Genomic DNA, 19449 nt, shown 5'->3' on the forward strand with positions numbered 1-19449 from the left:
GATAAGACTTTTTCTTAAATCTATTTCAGTGATTTACGCATTATTGCCTTATTTTTATTAAAAATTCAGTAATTTAACGGATAACTATCTGTTCTGTGCAGCCACCCACAGGAGAAAGCCGCGAGTTCACTTCCAGTCGATAAACCGGCCTCCTTACCTTATAATGGCGAGCCACACACAGACCGGTTTACATCCTGCCAATGAACGAGCTGTCTCCCCCGCCCAAAAATACTGCAGCGAATAAAGGTAAAAGCGAAAGCCTGCTTCTCAACCTGCTCTTCAACATCATTATTCCCACACTGATTCTTACCAAGCTCAGCGGTGATGATTATCTCGGCACCCGGCTCGGGATTGTTGTAGCACTCGCGTTCCCCGTCATCTACGGGCTGAAGGACTTTGTTGCTGCCAGAAGAATCAATTTCTTCTCTGCACTGGGGGTGGTGAGCGTATTGTTGACGGGCGGGATCAGTCTTCTGGAACTGGACCCGGCCTATATCGCCATAAAGGAAGCGTTAATTCCCGCCATCTTCGGGCTGGCCACTGTTGTCTCCCTGAAAACGCCCTATCCTCTGGTAAAAACGTTTCTCTACAATGACAAAATACTTCAGACAGACCGGGTAGCTGCCGCACTGGCAAAAAGGAGCAACACCCTGCATTTTGAAAAATGCCTGAGCAATGCGTCCTGGATGGTCGCCGGATCTTTTTTCCTTTCATCGTTACTGAATTACCTGCTGGCCACCCTGCTCATTACCGCACAGCCCGGCACAGTTGAATTTAATGATCAACTGGGCAAAATGACGGCGTTGAGTTTTCCGGTCATAGCCCTTCCAGCCATGCTGGTATTGACCGGAGCGCTGTTTTATCTATTCAGGGGAATTACCAAATTGACCGGCTTATCCCTTGAAGAGGTTATCCACCACCACGACAAGAAAGAGAAGTGAACCCATGTGGTATGCGATTATCAGTCAGGATGTGACAAACAGTCTGAAAATACGACTGGCTTCAAGGCCGGCCCACCTGGCGAGACTGGAAGCCCTGAAGGCTGAAGGGAGACTGCTGCTCGCCGGACCTCACCCCGCAGTAGACTGTGACAATCCCGGTGAAGCAGGCTTTTCCGGCAGCCTGATCGTGGCCGAATTTGAATCACTTGAAGCTGCAAAAAAGTGGGCCGATACCGACCCCTATAACATCGCTGGTGTCTATGCCAGCGTCATGGTCAAACCGTTTAAAAAGGTGCTGCCTTGATGCCATCACAGCTATTAGAGACGCTTATGTTCAGAATCATGCGATCATTTTCAATGGCGGGATTATTACTGCTCGCAAGCACCGTCAGTGCGGAGACTATTTATGTTTCTGACGAATATTCAGTGCCATTGCGATCATCACCCTGCGCGGGGTGTTCCATTCTGCACCGAGGCATTAAAAGCGGCACCCCCATGACACTGGTTGAAACCAACGGGGAGGGCTGGGCGCACGTCACTACCTCAAGCGGACTTGATGGCTGGATGCCTTCGCAATATCTGCAAAAAGAACCTGTTGCACGCGATCTGGTTGAACGTATGAAAACCCAACTGGCTACCGCCGAGGAAAAAGCGTTGCAACTGACAGAAGAGTTGCAACGCCTGAAGGAAGAGAATGCCCAATCGCTTGCCGAGCTTGGTCGTGTGAAAGAGACAAATGATGAAGTGAGCAGTGAACTATCATCGATCAAGAAAATGTCTGCCAATGCCATTTCAATGAATGCACAGAACCAGGAACTGCTGGAGCGTAACGGTATATTGCAAAATGAAATCGATGTATTGAAGGCAACCAATCACCAGCTGGAAAGCAGTGACAGAAACACCTGGTTCCTTTATGGCGCACTAGCGGTGCTTATGGGATCCATGCTGACTCTCATCTTGCCCAGATTAAAACGACGCAAACGATTCTCGGAATGGGGATAACCACATGAAGCATTTCATCACAGCAACAATATTACTATTGAGCACCATGAGCACCCTGGCAGCTCCCGGCGAACCTGCCCAAGTGTTGATAAAAACGAATATGGGAGATATTCAGCTGGCGCTGGATTCGGAAAAATCACCGACAACCGTCGCAAACTTTATTCAGCTTCTGAAAAACAAACATTATGACGGTTTGATTTTTCACCGGGTCATTCAGGGATTTATGATTCAGGCAGGTGGCTTCAATGAGTACATGAGCTCCAGAGAGCCGGCCAGCAAGCCGATTAAAAACGAGTCGTACAATGGTCTCAAGAATCACAGGGGTACAGTGGCCATGGCCAGAACATCTGACCCCAATAGCGCCAAGGCGCAGTTTTTCATCAACCTTGACGACAACTGGAATTTGGATAAAACCCCACAAAATCCCGGTTATACAGTATTTGGAAAAGTGGCCAAAGGAATGGATGTAGTCGACAAAATTGCCAGTGTTCCGGTTGGCTCGGCGGGGGGCCATGACGATGTACCTAGGCAACCGGTACGGATTATTGAAGCAACCCTGCTGGATGCCCAGTAAAGCATGGACATCGCTCTCAGCGTCAACCTCAATAAAATCGCCCTGATTCGTAACTCCCGTGAGGGAAATTATCCGAATCTGATTGAGCATGCCAAAGCCTGTATCAGCCATGGTTCGGACGGTATCACGGTACATCCCAGGCCTGACCAGCGCCACGTCCGGCCAGGTGATGTATTGCAACTGGCGGAACTGCTCAAGCCATTGCCTGACATCGAATTCAATGTTGAGGGCAATCCATTTGCAGCCGCCAGGGGTGACTATCCGGGGCTGACGGCGCTCGCAGAAGCCTCACTGCCCGACCAGTGCACACTGGTGCCGGATTCAGATCATCAGCTCACATCCGATCACGGTTTTGATCTGACTAAAACCGCTGACAAACTGCTACCCGTTATTGAGAAGCTGAACGCCCTGAAAATTCGGGTAAGCCTGTTTATGGACCCGATTCCGAAACAGATTGAGCTGGCAAAACAGCTCGGGGCAGACCGTATTGAACTGTATACCGGCCCCTATGCGGCAGCTTGGAGCCATGATGCAGAAATACGGGAAAGGCTGTATCAACAGCACCACCAGGCGGCGCTACTGGCCACAGAACTCGGTCTGGGGGTCAATGCAGGACACGACCTCAACCTGCACAACCTGCCAAGATTTTCGACCATTCCCGGCCTGAAAGAAGTCTCCATCGGCCACGCCCTGATCGTGGATGCGATTACCCTGGGACTGGAGAACGCCGTCAAAGCCTACAAAGCCATTCTTGAATTAGCGACAAATTCGCAGGATCTCAAGTAGCAAACCTTTATGGTGCTCAGGCTCCCTCAGTTTCACTGAGCTGCTGGCAGCCAATACAGCGAGCCGATTCAGGTTTTATCTCAAGCCGGCGGGAATCAATCAACTCGCCGCATTGTTCACACCAACCGTATTCACCCTGATCCAGAGACTGCAAAGCCCGCTCTACAGCCACCAAGCGCTTGCGATAAGCCGACCTACTGGCATGGCACATCTGCTGCTGTTGCAGTGCATCCATTCTCGATAACTTGCCTACGGTGGTCTGATCAAGCGTGACGGTTTGGCTTGCTCCCGTTGATATATCCAGCAACTCACTGAGCTCGACCCGCAGGCTTTCCAATATGTCCCTGAAATGATTCAACTGCTTATCGGGTAAGTTCTGCATAGGCTTATAATAGTGCTTTATCGATTACCGGTTGTGCACAATGACACGTCAACACAATACGTCTGCTCCAAGGGACGAATATCTTCAGCGAAAGCGTTTTTTTGACAAAATGCTCACCATCTATGGGCGAAAACCGGTGCTGGAAGCACTCGAGGATGGCGACATCCCCTGCTATCGTCTGCACCTTGCCGAATCCAACCAAGCGGGGGGAATCATCGCCCAGATCATGAAACTGGCCGAAGTTCGGGGTGTGGAAATAAAGTTTCACAGCCGTCAGGCACTGTCACGCATTTCGCGCAACGGCAAACAGGATCAAGGCGTGGCAGCCGATCTGGCTTGCCCCCACCACCTGTTGCTGGAAGACTTTCTCGCCAATCCACTAACAGACAATTACAGCCTGATTGCACTGGATGGCGTCACCAACCCACAGAATCTCGGCATGATTATCCGCTCGGTAACCGCCAGCCCATGCCACGGTCTACTGTTACCCGCTCAGGGTATTGCTGCCATTTCCCCACTGGTGATCAAAGCCAGCGCCGGAACTCTGTTCAAGAGCAGACTGATTCACTGCGATAATCTGGCAGGGGCGCTGAAGGCGCTCAAACAACAGGGCGCCACTTGCTGTGCCCTGTCCTCCGATGGAGAACAGACTCTCTCCGGTTTCCGACCGAAAACACCGGTCGTTTATGTACTGGGCAATGAAACGGAGGGGGTCTCCAAAACCGTCAACGACTGTTGTACAACTCGTCTTCGGATTCCCATGCAAAATGGCGTGGAGTCACTGAATGTCGCCGTCACAGCAGCCCTGCTGGCTTTTCGTGGCTCTTGCTGATCCAATCAGCGTTCCTGAGTCTCATAAGACAATGGCTTCCAAAGATCACTGAATTTAATGGCGATTGCTGCAGCCAACACAGTCAATGCGCCCAGCGCACCAATGGCCATCAACACCCCCACGGAGGCAATCGCATGACCACTGAGCCATGCTCCCACCGTCGCAGCACCAAACAGCGATAACTGGTAAACGGAGACCACCCTTGCCCGATACTCCTGAGGCGACTCCTCGTGGGTAAGGGAACGGCCCAACATCATGGCCACCCCCGAAGCGCCTCCCCACAACAGCACCAATACAAATAATAACCAGACGGGTGGATGAAGGGCGATCATCATCAGGAATAAGCCGCGTACCAGCAAGCTGAGTAACAGAACCCTGCCGGACTGCCTGAAGCGACCCACCAGCCGAATAATAATCACATTGGAAATGATGACACCTAACATAAAAGTAAACTGGATGGACGCAAAAAAGGACGCACCCTGCTGATAGACCTCCCGGGTCAACAGGGGCATGGCGACAAGATACAGTCCAAAGCCGAGAAACCCGGTAGCCGCAACCACCATCATTAACTGGAATAATCGCCGGTGATGCCAGACCAGTTTCAAGCCGGACATCATATCCACCCAGGTAGAACCGCGGCGTCCCATACTGCCCTCTGGCAAATAGCCTAGGCTTTTTCGCAACAGCCAACCGGAAATGACCAGCAATGCCAGTTGGAAACTAATCAACGGCAACAAGCCAATGTGATCCATATAGCCAGCCAGAAAAATACCGGCACTTTGGGCAGCAAACTGTACAAAGGAAGCCCTGGCCACAGCCTGTTGCAACTGAGTATCCACAACACGCGACAGCAGACTTTCCCTGGCGGGCTGTACAAATGCGGTAATCGTGCCAAAACAGAACCCGTAGAGCAGCATCGCACTGTAGGATAGCTGGCCTGTCCACAGTGCTCCCAGCAACATCAGACATGGCAGGTTATAGAGTAGATAAAGGCGAAACAGGTGTTGTCCGGGGTGACGATTATCCGAGAGAACGCCACCCCACAAAACGAATAACAGTTGCGGCAGCATCAAAGCCATCTGCGCGATACCAACCCGCTCCGCCGTCTCGTTCAGGACACCGACCAACAGCCAGGGAAACAGTATGATCTGCAGCCCGTGCGCGAAGGAACTCACACCCATACCCTGCAGGTAAAAACGAAAACTGCCCGTAGGGCTGTCCTTCAAGCCTTTATCGTTGTCGGTCATTTGAGATAACACTAGCCAAAATGGCACCTTCAGAGGTTGACAACATAGCAACACCGGAAAGTGTTAAATCGTCTTCAAAGAAGCCCCTGTACTTTAAAAAGCGCCAGCAGCTGGTCTTCATCCACGACCGGCACACCCAGCTCCCTGGCTTTTGCCAGTTTGGAGCCGGCACCGGGCCCCGCAACCACACAGGCAGAACCGGACGACACACTGCCCGCTACGCGTGCACCCAATTGTTGCAGCTTCTCTTTTGCCTCGGATCGTCCCATCGACGTCAGCGTACCGGTCAACACCCAGGTTTCGCCAGCCAGCGGGAGTGATGATTTATCCGGTGAGACAACATCCGGCCAATACACACTCGCTTTCCGCAGCGTTTGCACAATTTGCCGATTCTCTGGTTGTTTAAAAAAAGTACTCACAAAATGCGCCACAACCGGCCCCACATCGGGCACCTCCTGAAGTTGCTCTTCATCTGCCGATTGCAGGGCCTCAAGATTGCCAAAATACTCGGCGAGACTGCGTGCAGTCGCCTCGCCCACTTCACGAATCCCCAGTGCATAAATAAAACGCGGCAGCGATGTCTGCTTTGAAGCGACCAAAGCCGCGAGCAGATTGGCAGCGGACTTGTCTGCCATTCGCTCCAGACCCGCCAGCTGATCAACAGTGAGTCGATAAAGATCCGCCACCGAAGTGACCAGTCCTTTATCCACCAGCTGCTCAACCAGTTTATCCCCGAGACCGTCAATATCCATGGCCTTGCGGGAAGCATAATGCCTGATCGCCTGTTTGCGCTGCGCCGGGCAAATCAGTCCACCAGAACAGCGAGCTACCGCCTCGCCTTTGACCCGTTCAACCGGCGAGCCACAGATCGGGCAATGGTCAGGAAAGACCACGTCTCTGGCATTGCAAGGGCGATCTTCCAGGATGACCTTAACCACTTGAGGGATAACATCCCCGGCACGGCGCACAATCACCCTGTCGCCAAGTTTGACACCCAACCGGGTCACTTCATCCTGGTTGTGCAGGGTCGCATTACTCACTGTGACACCCCCTACAAATACCGGCTCCAATCGGGCAACAGGTGTTACCGCACCGGTTCGCCCCACCTGAAACTCCACATCCAGCAACCGCGTCATCTCCTCTTGGGCGGGAAATTTGCGGGCAATCGCCCAGCGGGGCGCCCTGGCCACAAACCCCAGCCGCCGCTGGATCCCGAGGTCATCCACCTTGTACACAATGCCGTCAATATCGTAGGGCAGCTTCTGCCGCACAGTGATCATTTTCTGATAATAATCGATACAGCCCTGGATACCCTCTGCCAGCTCAATATGGGGGTTGATCAAAAACCCAAACACCTTCAACAAATGGAGCGTGTCCATATGGGTATCCGGCCAGCGGAATCCCTCCATGCGACCGAGGCTGTAGGCCATCATTTCCAGTGGTCGCGACGCGGTAATTCTTGAATCCAGTTGCCGCAAACTTCCCGCCGCTGCATTGCGGGGATTGACGAACAGTTTCTGATCCGTGGATCTGGCCCTGGCATTCAGCTGCTCAAAACCGGATCGGGGCATGTAAATCTCACCCCTGACTTCCAGAACTGCCGGGGCATGGCCATCTTGCAGGCACAGTGGAACGGATTTAATCGTCCGAACATTCGCTGTAATGTTTTCGCCGATCGCACCATCGCCCCGCGTGGCAGCGCGAACCAGTGTCCCATTTTCATAGAGGAGACTGATAGCCACACCATCCAGCTTGGGTTCGCACACATAAACCAGGGAATTCTCATTTTTCAGACGATCCAGCAGCCGGCGGTTAAAATCCACCAACTCATCATCGCTGAAAGCATTATCCAGGGACAACATGGGCACTTCGTGGGTCACCGGTTCGAAGCTGCTGAGCGGTTGCCCACCCACACGCTGGGTGGGCGAGTCAGGGGTTTTCAGCGAGGGGAAATCCGTTTCCAGACTGTTGAGCCGCCGCATCAGGCGGTCGTACTCAATATCCGGCACTGAGGGGTCATCCAGCACATAGTAACGATAGTTGTGTTCATTCAGCTGCCTGCGCAGCGCAGCCGCTTCCTCCTGAACGGCAGAGCCCGGTGAGGCCATTATTCAATTCCGGATAACTGGCTACGGCAATAGTCGGCTATGCGCTGCCGGTAGTGCTCTTCTGTCTGGCGGGTGAGAACACTGCGGCTCTCATCTTTCAACGTGCCACCGAGATCAGTAGCCATCTGTTGGGCGGCACCCAGTAGCAGCTCAAAGGCAACAGCAGGATCATCGACATCCTCCATGGCAAAGAAGAAACTGACACCCGGCGTCGTAAATTCATCCATGTCATTCAGGTCAAATGTGCCGGGATTAACGGAGTTCGCGACACTATAAAGTACCGGCCCCGAGCCATCGTCACTCGCATGGCGATGAAAAATTTTCATCGAGCCATACCGCAGCCCCTCGGCAAGTAATGCATCCAGCAATGGCTGCCCTGCAAACATTTTCCCGTCACCGGCCATCAGGTGCATGACCACCTCACTGACAACAGCAGAAGGTTTCTGACGAGCAGGTGTCGCGCGGGATTCCCTGTTATCAACAGCATCTTTTTCAGACGTTTCAGGCACAGTGTCGGGGATATCCTCAGCCTGCGGGACGTCAACCCTGCCAGGTGACGGGGCCGGATCTTCCTGAAAAAGGCTGGATTGTTCCGGCTTCCTGATGGGCACTGTTAGTTTGGGTTTACTGGCCTCGGCACGCTGCCTGACGGCCCGGCTCATCTCCTCGACATCGGATTCATTGCGATAGCCGACGACCCGAGCACCACCACTGGGCAGTTCACTGCCGTATTCATCCCGTCTGTGATCATCAAAAATAGGCTGCTTCCGTTTCGACATATGAATTTTGTCATAACGGGCATTACGCACACGCCGGATCACATCAAGGAAAATCGCCAGCACAACCAGCGCACCCAATGCGAGCATCATTTCGCGAGCACCAAATTCCATCGTCATTTGTATCCTGTCAAAATTTCGCTTTCCGGATTTAACAACCCTTTAGTAACACAGTGGCAGCATTCATCTGAAATTACACGCTAGGCTTCCGCCAATTCCACCGCCTGATTCACATCCACACTGACCAGACGGGACACCCCGGGTTCATGCATGGTAACCCCCATCAACTGATTGGCCATTTCCATGGCAATCTTATTGTGGGAAATATAAATAAATTGCACCCTGGCAGACATCTCTTCCACCATTCTCGCATAGCGCCCAACATTGGCATCGTCCAGCGGCGCATCCACCTCATCAAGCATACAAAAAGGTGCAGGGTTCAACTCAAAAATAGAAAATACCAGCGCAATCGCCGTCATAGCCTTTTCACCACCCGAAAGTAGGTGAATAGTGGTATTTTTCTTACCCGGCGGGCGCGCCATAATAGTAACACCGGTATCCAGAAGATCTTCTCCCGTCAGTTCCAGATAGGCGTGGCCACCACCAAATAGTTTTGGAAAGAGCTCCTGCAGTGAACCGTTGATCCGGTCAAAGGTTTCCCTGAAACGGGTACGGGTTTCCCTGTCAATTTTCCGGATCGCATTCTCAAGGGTCTGCAGTGCCTCTTCGAGCTCGGCATTCTGAGCATCCAGGTAGGTCTTGCGCTCCGACTCCACCTTATATTCATCGACTGCGGCGAGGTTGATCGGACCAAGTCGCTGAATACGGTTGGCCACCCGCTCCAGTTCCCCCTCCCACCGGGAAGGGCCTGCATCCTCCGGTAGCGCCGCCAGCAGGCTATCCAGTTGAAAACGATGCTCACCAATCTGCTCCACAATCGTTTTACTGCGAGTAACCAGATCCTGGGCAGACAGGCGATGCTGCTCCAGTTCCAGCCGTTCGGTCTGTATCTGCTGATCCAGCTGGTTGCGCCGTTTTTCCGTCTCGCGCATTTGCTCTTCAACCGTTTCCAGGGCCTGCCTTGCAACGGCAAGCTCTCTCTCGACACCCAGACGACGTTCCAGTTGCGCAGCCAGATCTTCCTGCAGCTCAAGGGTCGGATCTTCGTGCTGATTAAACACCGCGTGCAGCTGTTCACGGCGTTCCTGAAGCCTTGCCACCTGCACTTGTAAACGCTGGATTCCATCGAGAATAGCGTGCAACTGTGTGCTGACCGATTTCTCTCGCATGGCCAGCTCATGGGAGTGGTCACGGTCGTGCCTGGCAGTCTGTCGTGCTTGATCGAGTTCAGTCCGAAAGCTGTCTCTACGTTGCAAAAGCTGTTCGCGCTGGACGGTATCCTGCTCCATCCTTTCAATGGCTGAGGACAGCGATTGTCGGGCAGTTTTGAGATTTTCCTGCTCCAGCTGCTGTTGCTGTAACGCTTCATTAAGCTCATTCTCGGCTCGGGTGCGGCGTGCAGCAAACTGTTCGACCTGCATCTGATTGGCCGCAAGCACAGAGCGCAACTCCGCGTAATGGCGCTGCTGGTCAACCATATCCCGGCTGATTTCCTCTCGACTTAGCTCGAGCTCGCGGAGTGTCTGCTCTGTGTTGTTTTTCTCCACAGACAAGGCATCAACAACCGATTGGCATTCAAACAGCTCGCTGGCCAGAGAATCGAGTGCCTGCTGTCGTTTTAAAACCCCGGCACGGGCATCCTGGTCGCGTGCCACCCTGAGCCAGTTGGCACCGAGCCACAAGCCATCTCGCGTGACGACTGATTCCCCCTGTGCCAGAGCTCTGCGCATCAATAGTGCTGTGGAAAGATCTTCAGCGACCAGCACACCCGCTAATAATGATCCGGCCAATTCACCATCGACCTTGCCGGCCAGGGAACGGGCTAATGCGGGTTGGCTCTTACCACTCGCAGCATTCCCCAAGCGATCAAGCAGAACCAGCTGCCCCTTGCCAAAGGTGTCAAGATGATGACTCATCGAGGTGAAGTCATCGACACAAACGGCTTGCAGGTAATTACCCAACACTGTTTCCACTGCCGTTTCCCAGCCTGGCTCAACCCGAAGAGTTTCTGCCAGTTTCGGTTGCCCGGCCAGTTGATGACTCTCGATCCACTGCTGCTGATCACCATCACCCAATGCAGCTTGCTGCAGGGCCTCCAGGGATGACTGCCTGCCGAGCATGGACTGCAGATGGCCCCGCTGCTGATCGAGCTCGGCGCCAATTTTCAGGCTTTGTTGGCGCGTGTTTTCAACCTCAATATTCAAGTTATCCAGTTGTGCCTGTTGATCACCGAGGGTCAGTTCAATCTCCGCCAACCGCTCCTGAACCAGCGCAATTTCCTCTTGCACCGGACTATCGCTGAGACTCTGATACTCCTGTTTAACTGTCTCTATCCGTTCCCCCAGTCGCCGTAATACCTGCTCCAGATGTTGAATCCGGGACTGTTCCACCTCCGCCTGCTGACGGGGTTCGCCCGCTTTGAGGTTGAACTCATCCCACTGGGACTGCCACGTCTGCATAGACTCCTCGGCAAGGGATAATGCATGCTGAGAGCGATCTTCGGCGGCACTTGCCTTCTCAAGCTGCGGCGCAATCTCCAGCAGTTCACTCTGCCATATCTCTGCTTTCTGTCGGTCGACACGCAGATGCTCTTCAGATTCGGCAAAATTACGATCCGTTTGCGCCAGGTCCTGTTGCAATTCCCGGGCCCGATCCTGCACATGCTGAATGGCTTGTTCAATTCTTGCCACCTCGGCACCAATTCCGTAGTAGCGGCCCTGTACGTCATTAAACCGGTCACCCGACTCCGTGTACTCCGTACGATGGCGCTCTATGGTGGTATCGCAGGCACTGCGCTCCGTCACAAGAGCCTCAATCTTCAACTCAAAACCGGAAATAACCCGGCGCCGCTCGGCAATCTGCACCTCCAGCAATCGCCATCGAAGCGCCTGCAGCTCTGCCTTGATGCGGCGCTCTTCCTTTTTGAATTCGGTGTATTTTTCCGCTGCCTGCGCCTGACGCTCCAACCGACCCAGTTGCCGACCCAGCTCTTCACGGATATCCGTGAGCCGCTCCAGATTCTCCTGTGTGCGACGGATACGGTTTTCCGTATCCCGTCGACGCTCCTTGTATTTGGAAATACCGGCGGCTTCTTCAATGTAGACACGCAACTCGTCGGGACGGGCCTCAATCAAACTGGAAATCATGCCCTGTTCAATAATGGCATAGCTGCGCGGACCCAGTCCGGTACCGAGAAATATATCCGTGATGTCACGTCGACGACATTTGCCACCGTTAAGGTAATACTGGGATTGACCGTCCCGGGTGACTTTGCGTTTGATGGAAATTTCACTCCAGCTCGCGTATTCGCCGCCAAGTGTGCTGTCAGCGTTGTCAAAGACCAGTTCTATGGAGGCTTGCCCCACGGGCTTTCGTCCACCGGAACCATTAAAAATGACATCCGTCATGGACTCGCCACGCAAATGCTTGGCAGAGCTTTCACCCATTACCCAGCGCACCGCATCAATGATATTGGATTTACCACAGCCGTTCGGGCCAACAACTGCACAGAGATTGCTGGGGAAAGACACGGTGGTCGGGTCAACAAACGACTTGAAGCCTGCCAGTTTGATACATTTGAGGCGCATGATGTCTCTTTTTAATGGCATTTCTGCCAGTAGTTTTGTTGCGTTGACAGCCGTATCAGCCGGGCATCGTCGGGCTACTGAAAGATTGTGATTTTACACAGCTGAGCAGCGTCCACAAGCAACGGGCATCCTATAATTCTCTGTCAATGATAATGGTTGCTGCAGTCCCCTGTTTTTTCATGGACAGCACCTCGCTGGCACCTTCCAGATCACCAGCTGAAGGAGCCACTGAGCCCGTTGCTGAAACCCTCGCTACCACCTCAATCCGATCAGCCGATGAGAGTGTCTTACCGTTGGGCATTGCCATTGAGTCATCGAGAATAACCGTGGTCGGCAGGTCAGCCACCTGTAATTTTGCTACTGCCAACGGCATTGGTGACCCCTGCCACTCCCTAGCAAACACATAAACCACCTGCCCTGATTCTGCTGTCAGCTCTGACGCCAATGAGACACTCACCCGCAGAGACTGAGAACTCTCCCCCATTTGCTCACGAGCGCGCTCGATACCCGCCTGCAGGGATTCAGCCTGGGCCGTAGAGGGATGAATCGCCTGCAGGGCTTTTTGCCAACTGACAATGGCCAACTGGTAATCGCCCGATTCAAACGCACGGATGCCCTTCAGGCCAAGAGCGGTGAGATTGTTGGGGTCAAGGGTCAGCGCGCGCTCAAGCGCTGAATCAGCTTCGGGGCTGAAACGATTGCCGGAGGCAAAATAAGTCGCCTGGGCATATTCTGCCTGAAGGTCTGCATCGTCGGGGGCGGCCCGTACCGCACGCTGGTAAGTGGCACTGGACTGCAGAAACTCACCATCTTCAAGCAGCATACGGGCCAGCGTAACAAGGTAATACACATTATCGGGCTGGTCCTGCAGACGTCGGGCAATCTTGTTTTGCAACTGCTGCCGAATTTCGGCATCTGCTTGACTGTCCCGGCTTGCAAGGCGCTTCTCCATCAACTCACTGATCAGCACATCTTCGCTGGCACCAAGCTGCTGGTAAAGGCTGAAAGCCAACAACGGCAGTAACAACAGGCCCACCATCAACAACCAGGCTCCACGAGATCGAGAGGGGGGTTCTATCACCGGTAAATCTGACTCGTCAGCCAGTAGCAGGCGTTGCTGTTCAGCGACCAGCTCAGAATACTGCGACTCATCCATTTCACCATCGGCCAATTGGCGGTCGAGCGCCGACAGCTGCTCGCGAAACAATACAATGTTCGCCTGTTGCCCTTCCTCTGACTGCACCCGGGGTGCTTTTCGCAGCAGTGGATAAATCACAAAAACAGCGGCCAGCAAAGTAAGAAAAGCCAGGATTGACCAGATCATCGCTCCACCCCACCACTGCTTTTAGCATCATCTGATCCAGACCGTTCGCTCTCCCCCAGCAGAGTTTGTAATTGCGCCTGTTCTTTCGCAGACAATACTTCACTGCTGGCGGCCGTTGCCGATACCCCGCCGGGCCGAGAATTTAACAGGTCTGCGTTCATGGATTGGCGACGGTATACCCACCATAAAATACCAATACCAAGCACTGCCAGGAGCAATGGCGTCAGCCAGAGTATCAGTGTGGTCTTTTTGACCGGCGGACGATACATGACAAATTCACCATAACGGTCAACCAGAAAGTCGACGATCTGCCTGTCTGTTTTCCCCTCTTCCAGCATCCGGTAAATCTCACTGCGGAGATCCTGTGCTATAGGAGAATTTGAATCTGCCAGGGTCTGATTCTGACATTTTGGACAACGCAATTCCGCCACCAGGGCGTGAAACCGTTGTCGTTTGTCCTCGGAGGAAAATGCCTGCACATCCTCAGCGGCCCCGATCGGACCAGTGAAAACCAACATCAACAGTAGAATCGTTCCGACAATTGAAGCCCTGTGCATAGCTGATCCTGTTTTTACCTGCTTTCAATACTCAAACGGCCCGTCATCTGGCTGCTGAAGGGTCATTTGATGATCCCCGGGGGAAGACAAACAGACTGACTGCGCTCAGCCTGCCACGCTCACTGATCTTCAACGATTTCCTTTGCTGCACGGAATGCTTCCTGAAGGGCAGGCGCACCGATATAGGGGGCCGTATGCAGCAATACCTCGCGAATTTCCTCCGCGGTGCAACCGTTTCGCAGCGCACCGCGCACATGGCCTTTTAGTTCTGCCGGTGCTTTCAGCGCAGCCAGAACGGCAATCGTAATCATACTGCGGGTTTTCAGCGGCAGTGTGTCACGTGCCCACACAGAGCCCCAGCAGTTTTCATTGATATAGTCCTGAACCGGTTGTGTGAATGCCGTGGCTGCCGCCATGGATCGATCGACAAACTCATCGCCCATCACCTGACGACGCACCTTCATTCCGCGTTGATAATCTTCATCTGACATACAACCGTCACCTCATTGAATTTGTTGCCACACGGGCAGGAGCTTGTCTCGCCAGACGCGCTCATCCACAACACCAATGTGCTTGTAACGTATAGTGCCGGTTCGATCCACGATGTAGGTTTCAGGCGCCCCGAAAACTCCCAGGTCCAGCCCCATTCGACCCCGCGCATCAATCACACTTAATGCATAGGGGTCGCCTTTGTCCATCAGCCATTTTCTAGCCGCCTCGTTGTCATCCTTGTAATTCAAACCGATAATCCGTATTCCCTCACCAGCCAACTTGTTGAGAAAGGGGTGTTCAACCCGGCAGGCAACACACCAGGTTGCCCAGACATTAAGCAGCGTCGGCTCACCCTGAAACAATGCTTGAGTCACCGACCGCGTCTCATCGCCCAGTACCGGCAGAGAAAATGCCGGCACGGGCCGGTCAATGAGCGCTGAGGGCATGGCATTGGGGTCACGCTCCAAACCATTGAGCAGAAAAATGGCCAACACCACAAACACCATCAAGGGTAAAAAAAGCTTTAACCTGGACACATCACCACCCGATCATTCAACTATTGCCTACCATCTCCGACCCGGCTTGGATGACCCGCTGTCGCCGATATCGCTTATCCAGCACCGCAATCAACCCACCGATGGAAATCAACAAGGCACCCAGCCAGATCCAGCGGACAAATGGCTTGTAATGTACCCTGATCGCCCAAGCTCCGCCCTCCAATGGTTCTGCCAATGCCACATAGAGGTCACGCCAAAGGTTTCCGTCTATACCCACCTCGGTCATGGTTTGACCACTGGCCACATAACGACGTTTTTCAGGCTTCAGCTCATTCACCCGCTGGCCATCGCGGGTCACTGCGACCAATGCCTGGTCCGAAACATAGTTGGGACCCTGCACCTTGCGCAGCTCGACAAATTGGAACTGGTATCCAGCCATCTCTACCAGATCGCCCGGCAACATTCTCACATCCCGCTGAATACTGTAAACCGTCGTTACAGCGGCTCCCACCATACAGACTGCTACCCCGAGGTGCGCGAGAATCATACCGTAGTAACTGCCTTTCAGCCGTGTCAGACCGTGCCACCTGGAGCGGGAATGACCGGATTTCTGCCAGAGATCAAGCGATGTCACTGCGAGCACCCAGATTGCCACGGCCATCGTCACCGCAACGATCAGAGAATAGTCCGTGTCAAACAGCAGTGGTGAGAAGGCGCCTGCCAGCAATGAAATCAACAATGGTGGCGTCAGAAACCGTCGCAGGCCGGCAAGGCTGTTCCGCTTCCAGCGCATCACTGGAGCTACCGCCATAAACACCGCCAGGATAAGCATCAACGGGACAAAAAACAGGTTGAAGTACGGCGGACCGACAGAAATTTTGCCCCAATCAAGCACATCGGCAAACAGGGGATAAAGCGTCCCCAGCAGAATAATCACCATGGCACTGACCAACAGGATATTGTTGCCCAGCAGAAACATCTCCCGGGAAACACCGGCAAAACGGGTCACACCTTTGACAGCAGGTCCCCGCAGGGCATAAAGCAACAGCGAACCACCCACCACCAGTGCGAGAAACATCAGGATAAAAACGCCCCGCTCCGGATCAGCGGCAAAAGCATGCACAGAAGTCAATACCCCGGAACGGACCAGAAATGTGCCGAGCAGGCTGAGTGAAAAAGCAAAGATGGCCAGTAGCAGCGTCCAGCTGCGAAACACGCCGCGTTTTTCCGTCACAGCAAGGCTGTGGATCAACGCCGTTCCCACCAGCCATGGCATGAATGAGGCATTTTCCACAGGATCCCAGAACCACCATCCGCCCCAACCCAGCTCGTAATAGGCCCACCAGCTACCCAATGCAATACCGAGTGTCAGAAATACCCAGGCCATATTAGTCCAGGGTCTGGTCCAGCGGGCCCAGGCTGCATCCAGGCGACCGGCAAGTAGGGCAGCCACGGCAAAGGAAAAGGCCACCGAAAAGCCCACGTAACCCATATACAGCATCGGCGGATGGAAAATCAGCCCGACATCCTGCAACAGCGGGTTCAGATCAGCACCCTCCGCCGGGTAAAACGGCAAACTGCGCTCAAATGGATTAGAGGTGAATAGCATGAACAGGTAAAAACCGACACTGATCAATCCCATCACCGCCAACACTCTTGCCACCAGCTCCTTTGGCAAAGTCTGGCTGAACAGCGCCACCGCGAAACTCCATGCCGCCAGAATTAATGCCCACAGCAACAGAGAGCCCTCATGAGCACCCCACACAGCACTGATCTTGAAATAATCGGGAAGTAGCGTGTTGGAATTGGCGGCGACATAGCGCACGGAAAAGTCATCGTTCAGAAACAACGCCACCAGACAACCAAAGCTGAAAGCAACCATGACGGTCTGTCCAACCACCAATGGTCTCGCTGAGGCCATCCATAAGCGATTACCAAGGGATGCACCAGCCAGGGGAATAGCAGACTGCAACAAGGCTAAAATCAGCGCCAGGATAAGCGCAAAGTGACCATTTTCTGCAAGCATTAGGTTAACACCCGGTTTTTCCTGTCAGGATTCATCCACCGATTTTTGCGCTCGCTGGTGGGCGGCATTCATGGCATCTGCCACTTCCGGAGGAGTGTAATTTTCATCATGTTTTGCCAACACTTCAGACGCCATGAAAACGCCCTGCTTGTTCAGCTCGCCTGCAACCACAGCGGCTTCACCCGCAGCAAACAGATCGGGCAGGATGCCGGTATAGTGGACCTCTACATCGGCTTCACCGTCCGTTACCAGAAAACGGACGAACAGCGAATCACTCGCCCGCTCAACGCTACCGTCTACTACCATGCCACCTGCGCGAATGCGGACACCCTGCGGGACATCTCCGGCGGCAATATCCGAAGGCGGATAGAACAGATTGATATTATCACGCAAAGCATAGGTCATGAGACCAACCGCCAGAGAAGCCGCCACCACAATAAAGACCACCAAAAAAAGTCGCTGTCGACGAATCGGATGCATCATAATTTAACTCTGGTTTCTGCAGGTATGCTTTAAGGTCATTGCCGACTTTCCGTGCTCAAACTATCCCGCCTGGCGGTTTCACGGCGCAGTTCCCGGGCAACAGCCTGTCGAACGCCCGCCTGCCGCAAAAGTGGGCTTAACGCAAGCCAGATCATAATCAGAATCGATATCAAATAGGCAGACCACACGTACGGGCCATGCCCGCTCATCTGCAGGAAATCCTGGAAACTGTCAAAACGAAAGATCAACGTCAATTACCCCTGACTTTGTAACACCATATCCTTTACCCAACTGGCCCGACGCTCGCGATATAGAATCTCCGATCGGGTGTTGAGAATCAGAACCAACGCATAAAAACAATAAAACGCCGCTATCATCACCAACAGTGGATGGAACATGTCAGGGTGCATGGTGGGCGCTTCCGTAAATTTGATGGTCGCGGGCTGGTGCAGTGTGTACCACCAGTCAACCGACTTATAAATGATCGGGATGTTCACCATCCCCACCAGTGACAATACCGCACTGGCCTTGTTCGCTGCGTCCATACTGCTGTAGGAGTGCTGCAGGGCCATCACGCCCATGTATAAAAACAACAACACCAGCATCGAGGTAATTCGAGCATCCCAGACCCAATAGGTTCCCCAGGTAGGCTTTCCCCAAATGGCACCTGTAATCAGTGCAATAAACGTCAATGCTGCACCAAGCGGCGCCGCTGACTTCATGATCATATCCGCCAGCTTCATTTTCCAGATCAGACCCACAGCACCGGCAATTGCCATCACATAGTAACCGGCCAGCGCCAGAAAAGAGGCCGGCACATGAATATAGATAATCCGGAAACGGTTTCCCTGTTTCGCATCCCGTGGCGCAAAACCCAGCCCCCACACCAGCCCGACAACCAGCAACAAAAAGGTGATGCCCCCCAACCAGGGGAGCCACTTGCCACTGGTTTGATAAAACCAGCGGGGTGAGCCCAAACGATGAAACCATTGCCACATAGTCGTCTTTAGCCTTATTTGTTGGTCGAGCCACCGACCCAATAATCAACCGTGCATACTGACTCGCAGAGCACTGGCCGTGGCAAACGGGGAAACCAGCAATGAAAAAGCCAGCAGCGCACCCATTACCGCTAACGGCCCCTGCACCGAAAATCCATCCACAGCTCGCTGAACCGCGCTGGCACCAAAAATAAGCACCGGCATATATAGTGGCATCACAATCAGTGACAGCAACAATCCGCCCTTGCGCAGGGCAACCGTCAGGCCGACACCTATCGCACCCAGCAAACTCAATACTGCGGTACCCATCAGCAGACCCAGAACCAGTGGTAGATATCCCGCCGCGGGAAGAGATAACATCATACCTAAAACTGGTGCCAGCAGGGTTAATGGCAGACCCGTTATCAGCCAATGGGCTAAAATTTTTGCCAACACCATCAAATAGAGTGGCTGGGGGGAAATAACCAGCTGCTCCAATGTGCCGTCCCGATAATCACTGTGGAACAGCCCCTCCACTGAAAGCAGTGATGCCAGCAAAGCCATAACCCACAAAATACCGGGTGCAATTTCAGCCAGACGGGAGGCCTCGGGCGTCAAACCGAGCGGGATGAGCGTCACAACAATGAAGAAAAAGATGACCGGATTCGCTATCTCACCGGGGTTGCGAAATGCCAGCAGTAAATCGCGGCGCAATATTGCGACAAAACCATAACCCAT

At 53.4% G+C, this 19449-nt stretch carries 20 protein-coding genes; 6 read left to right on the top strand and 14 right to left on the bottom strand.

From position 1 onward, the window contains the following. The first annotated feature begins 200 nt into the window (after positions 1-200). From ACTF5G_RS00415 to ACTF5G_RS00435, 5 genes are read left to right on the top strand one after another with little or no spacing between them, the layout of a single operon-like run. The gene (locus ACTF5G_RS00415) at positions 201-941 is read left to right on the top strand and encodes a VC0807 family protein (protein ID WP_438950840.1); all 741 of its coding nucleotides are present in this window, start codon (positions 201-203) and stop codon (positions 939-941) included. A gap of 4 nt (positions 942-945) precedes the next feature. After that, positions 946-1245, top strand: coding sequence for a YciI family protein (locus ACTF5G_RS00420; protein ID WP_438950841.1), 300 nt, complete (start codon positions 946-948; stop codon positions 1243-1245). Next, a complete protein-coding gene (locus ACTF5G_RS00425) occupies positions 1245-1943 on the top strand; it encodes a TIGR04211 family SH3 domain-containing protein (RefSeq protein ID WP_438950842.1) in 699 nt (232 codons plus the stop codon). The genes ACTF5G_RS00420 and ACTF5G_RS00425 overlap by 1 nt, the downstream gene beginning before the upstream one ends. A gap of 46 nt (positions 1944-1989) precedes the next feature. Further along, positions 1990-2517, top strand: a complete 528-nt coding sequence (locus tag ACTF5G_RS00430) for a peptidylprolyl isomerase (protein WP_438950901.1) — start codon at positions 1990-1992, stop codon at positions 2515-2517. A gap of 3 nt (positions 2518-2520) precedes the next feature. Next, on the top strand, positions 2521-3303 hold the full coding sequence (locus ACTF5G_RS00435; protein ID WP_438950843.1) for a pyridoxine 5'-phosphate synthase: 783 nt from the start codon (positions 2521-2523) through the stop codon (positions 3301-3303). A gap of 16 nt (positions 3304-3319) precedes the next feature. On the opposite strand, the gene ACTF5G_RS00440 is transcribed toward ACTF5G_RS00435, so the two are convergent. Beyond that, positions 3320-3685, bottom strand: coding sequence for a TraR/DksA family transcriptional regulator (locus ACTF5G_RS00440; RefSeq protein WP_438950844.1), 366 nt, complete (start codon positions 3683-3685; stop codon positions 3320-3322). A gap of 40 nt (positions 3686-3725) precedes the next feature. On the opposite strand from ACTF5G_RS00440, the gene ACTF5G_RS00445 reads away from it, so the two are divergent. After that, positions 3726-4517 carry a TrmH family RNA methyltransferase gene (locus ACTF5G_RS00445; RefSeq protein WP_438950845.1) on the top strand — a complete coding sequence of 264 codons (792 nt, stop codon included), beginning with the start codon at positions 3726-3728 and terminating at the stop codon, positions 4515-4517. 5 nt (positions 4518-4522) lie between these two features. Here ACTF5G_RS00445 and ACTF5G_RS00450 read toward each other — a convergent pair whose 3' ends face one another. From ACTF5G_RS00450 to ccmB, 13 genes are all read right to left on the bottom strand, one after another. Continuing rightward, a complete protein-coding gene (locus ACTF5G_RS00450) occupies positions 4523-5764 on the bottom strand; it encodes an MFS transporter (RefSeq protein WP_438950846.1) in 1242 nt (413 codons plus the stop codon). A 74-nt stretch (positions 5765-5838) separates the two neighbouring features. Beyond that, complete coding sequence (ligA, locus tag ACTF5G_RS00455; RefSeq protein WP_438950847.1) at positions 5839-7872, bottom strand: NAD-dependent DNA ligase LigA; 2034 nt, start codon at positions 7870-7872, stop codon at positions 5839-5841. Beyond that, positions 7872-8768, bottom strand: a complete 897-nt coding sequence (gene zipA, locus ACTF5G_RS00460) for a cell division protein ZipA (protein WP_438950848.1) — start codon at positions 8766-8768, stop codon at positions 7872-7874. Before zipA ends, ligA begins: the two co-directional genes overlap by 1 nt. An 80-nt stretch (positions 8769-8848) precedes the next feature. Continuing rightward, positions 8849-12355, bottom strand: a complete 3507-nt coding sequence (gene smc / locus ACTF5G_RS00465; RefSeq protein ID WP_438950849.1) for a chromosome segregation protein SMC — start codon at positions 12353-12355, stop codon at positions 8849-8851. A 130-nt stretch (positions 12356-12485) separates the two neighbouring features. Continuing rightward, positions 12486-13679, bottom strand: coding sequence for a c-type cytochrome biogenesis protein CcmI (gene ccmI / locus ACTF5G_RS00470; protein WP_438950850.1), 1194 nt, complete (start codon positions 13677-13679; stop codon positions 12486-12488). Next, the gene (locus ACTF5G_RS00475) at positions 13676-14236 is read right to left on the bottom strand and encodes a cytochrome c-type biogenesis protein (protein ID WP_438950851.1); all 561 of its coding nucleotides are present in this window, start codon (positions 14234-14236) and stop codon (positions 13676-13678) included. The genes ccmI and ACTF5G_RS00475 overlap by 4 nt, the downstream gene beginning before the upstream one ends. Positions 14237-14355: 119 nt before the next feature. Further along, positions 14356-14727, bottom strand: coding sequence for a carboxymuconolactone decarboxylase family protein (locus ACTF5G_RS00480; RefSeq protein WP_438950852.1), 372 nt, complete (start codon positions 14725-14727; stop codon positions 14356-14358). Between the two features lie 12 nt (positions 14728-14739). Beyond that, entirely contained in the window at positions 14740-15264 is a 525-nt protein-coding gene (locus ACTF5G_RS00485; RefSeq protein ID WP_438950853.1) for a DsbE family thiol:disulfide interchange protein, read from the bottom strand. Positions 15265-15280: 16 nt separating this feature from the next. Beyond that, positions 15281-17251, bottom strand: a complete 1971-nt coding sequence (locus ACTF5G_RS00490; RefSeq protein WP_438950854.1) for a heme lyase CcmF/NrfE family subunit — start codon at positions 17249-17251, stop codon at positions 15281-15283. Positions 17252-17275: 24 nt separating this feature from the next. Further along, positions 17276-17731, bottom strand: a complete 456-nt coding sequence (gene ccmE, locus ACTF5G_RS00495; RefSeq protein WP_438950902.1) for a cytochrome c maturation protein CcmE — start codon at positions 17729-17731, stop codon at positions 17276-17278. A 38-nt stretch (positions 17732-17769) separates the two neighbouring features. Then, on the bottom strand, positions 17770-17943 hold the full coding sequence (gene ccmD, locus ACTF5G_RS00500; protein WP_438950903.1) for a heme exporter protein CcmD: 174 nt from the start codon (positions 17941-17943) through the stop codon (positions 17770-17772). Positions 17944-17988: 45 nt separating this feature from the next. Beyond that, a complete protein-coding gene (locus ACTF5G_RS00505; RefSeq protein WP_438950855.1) occupies positions 17989-18732 on the bottom strand; it encodes a heme ABC transporter permease in 744 nt (247 codons plus the stop codon). A gap of 45 nt (positions 18733-18777) precedes the next feature. Then, the gene (gene ccmB / locus ACTF5G_RS00510) at positions 18778-19449 is read right to left on the bottom strand and encodes a heme exporter protein CcmB (protein WP_438950904.1); all 672 of its coding nucleotides are present in this window, start codon (positions 19447-19449) and stop codon (positions 18778-18780) included.

The sequence above is a fragment of the Porticoccus sp. genome (assembly GCF_965660005.1).
GTDB lineage: Bacteria > Pseudomonadota > Gammaproteobacteria > Pseudomonadales > Porticoccaceae > Porticoccus.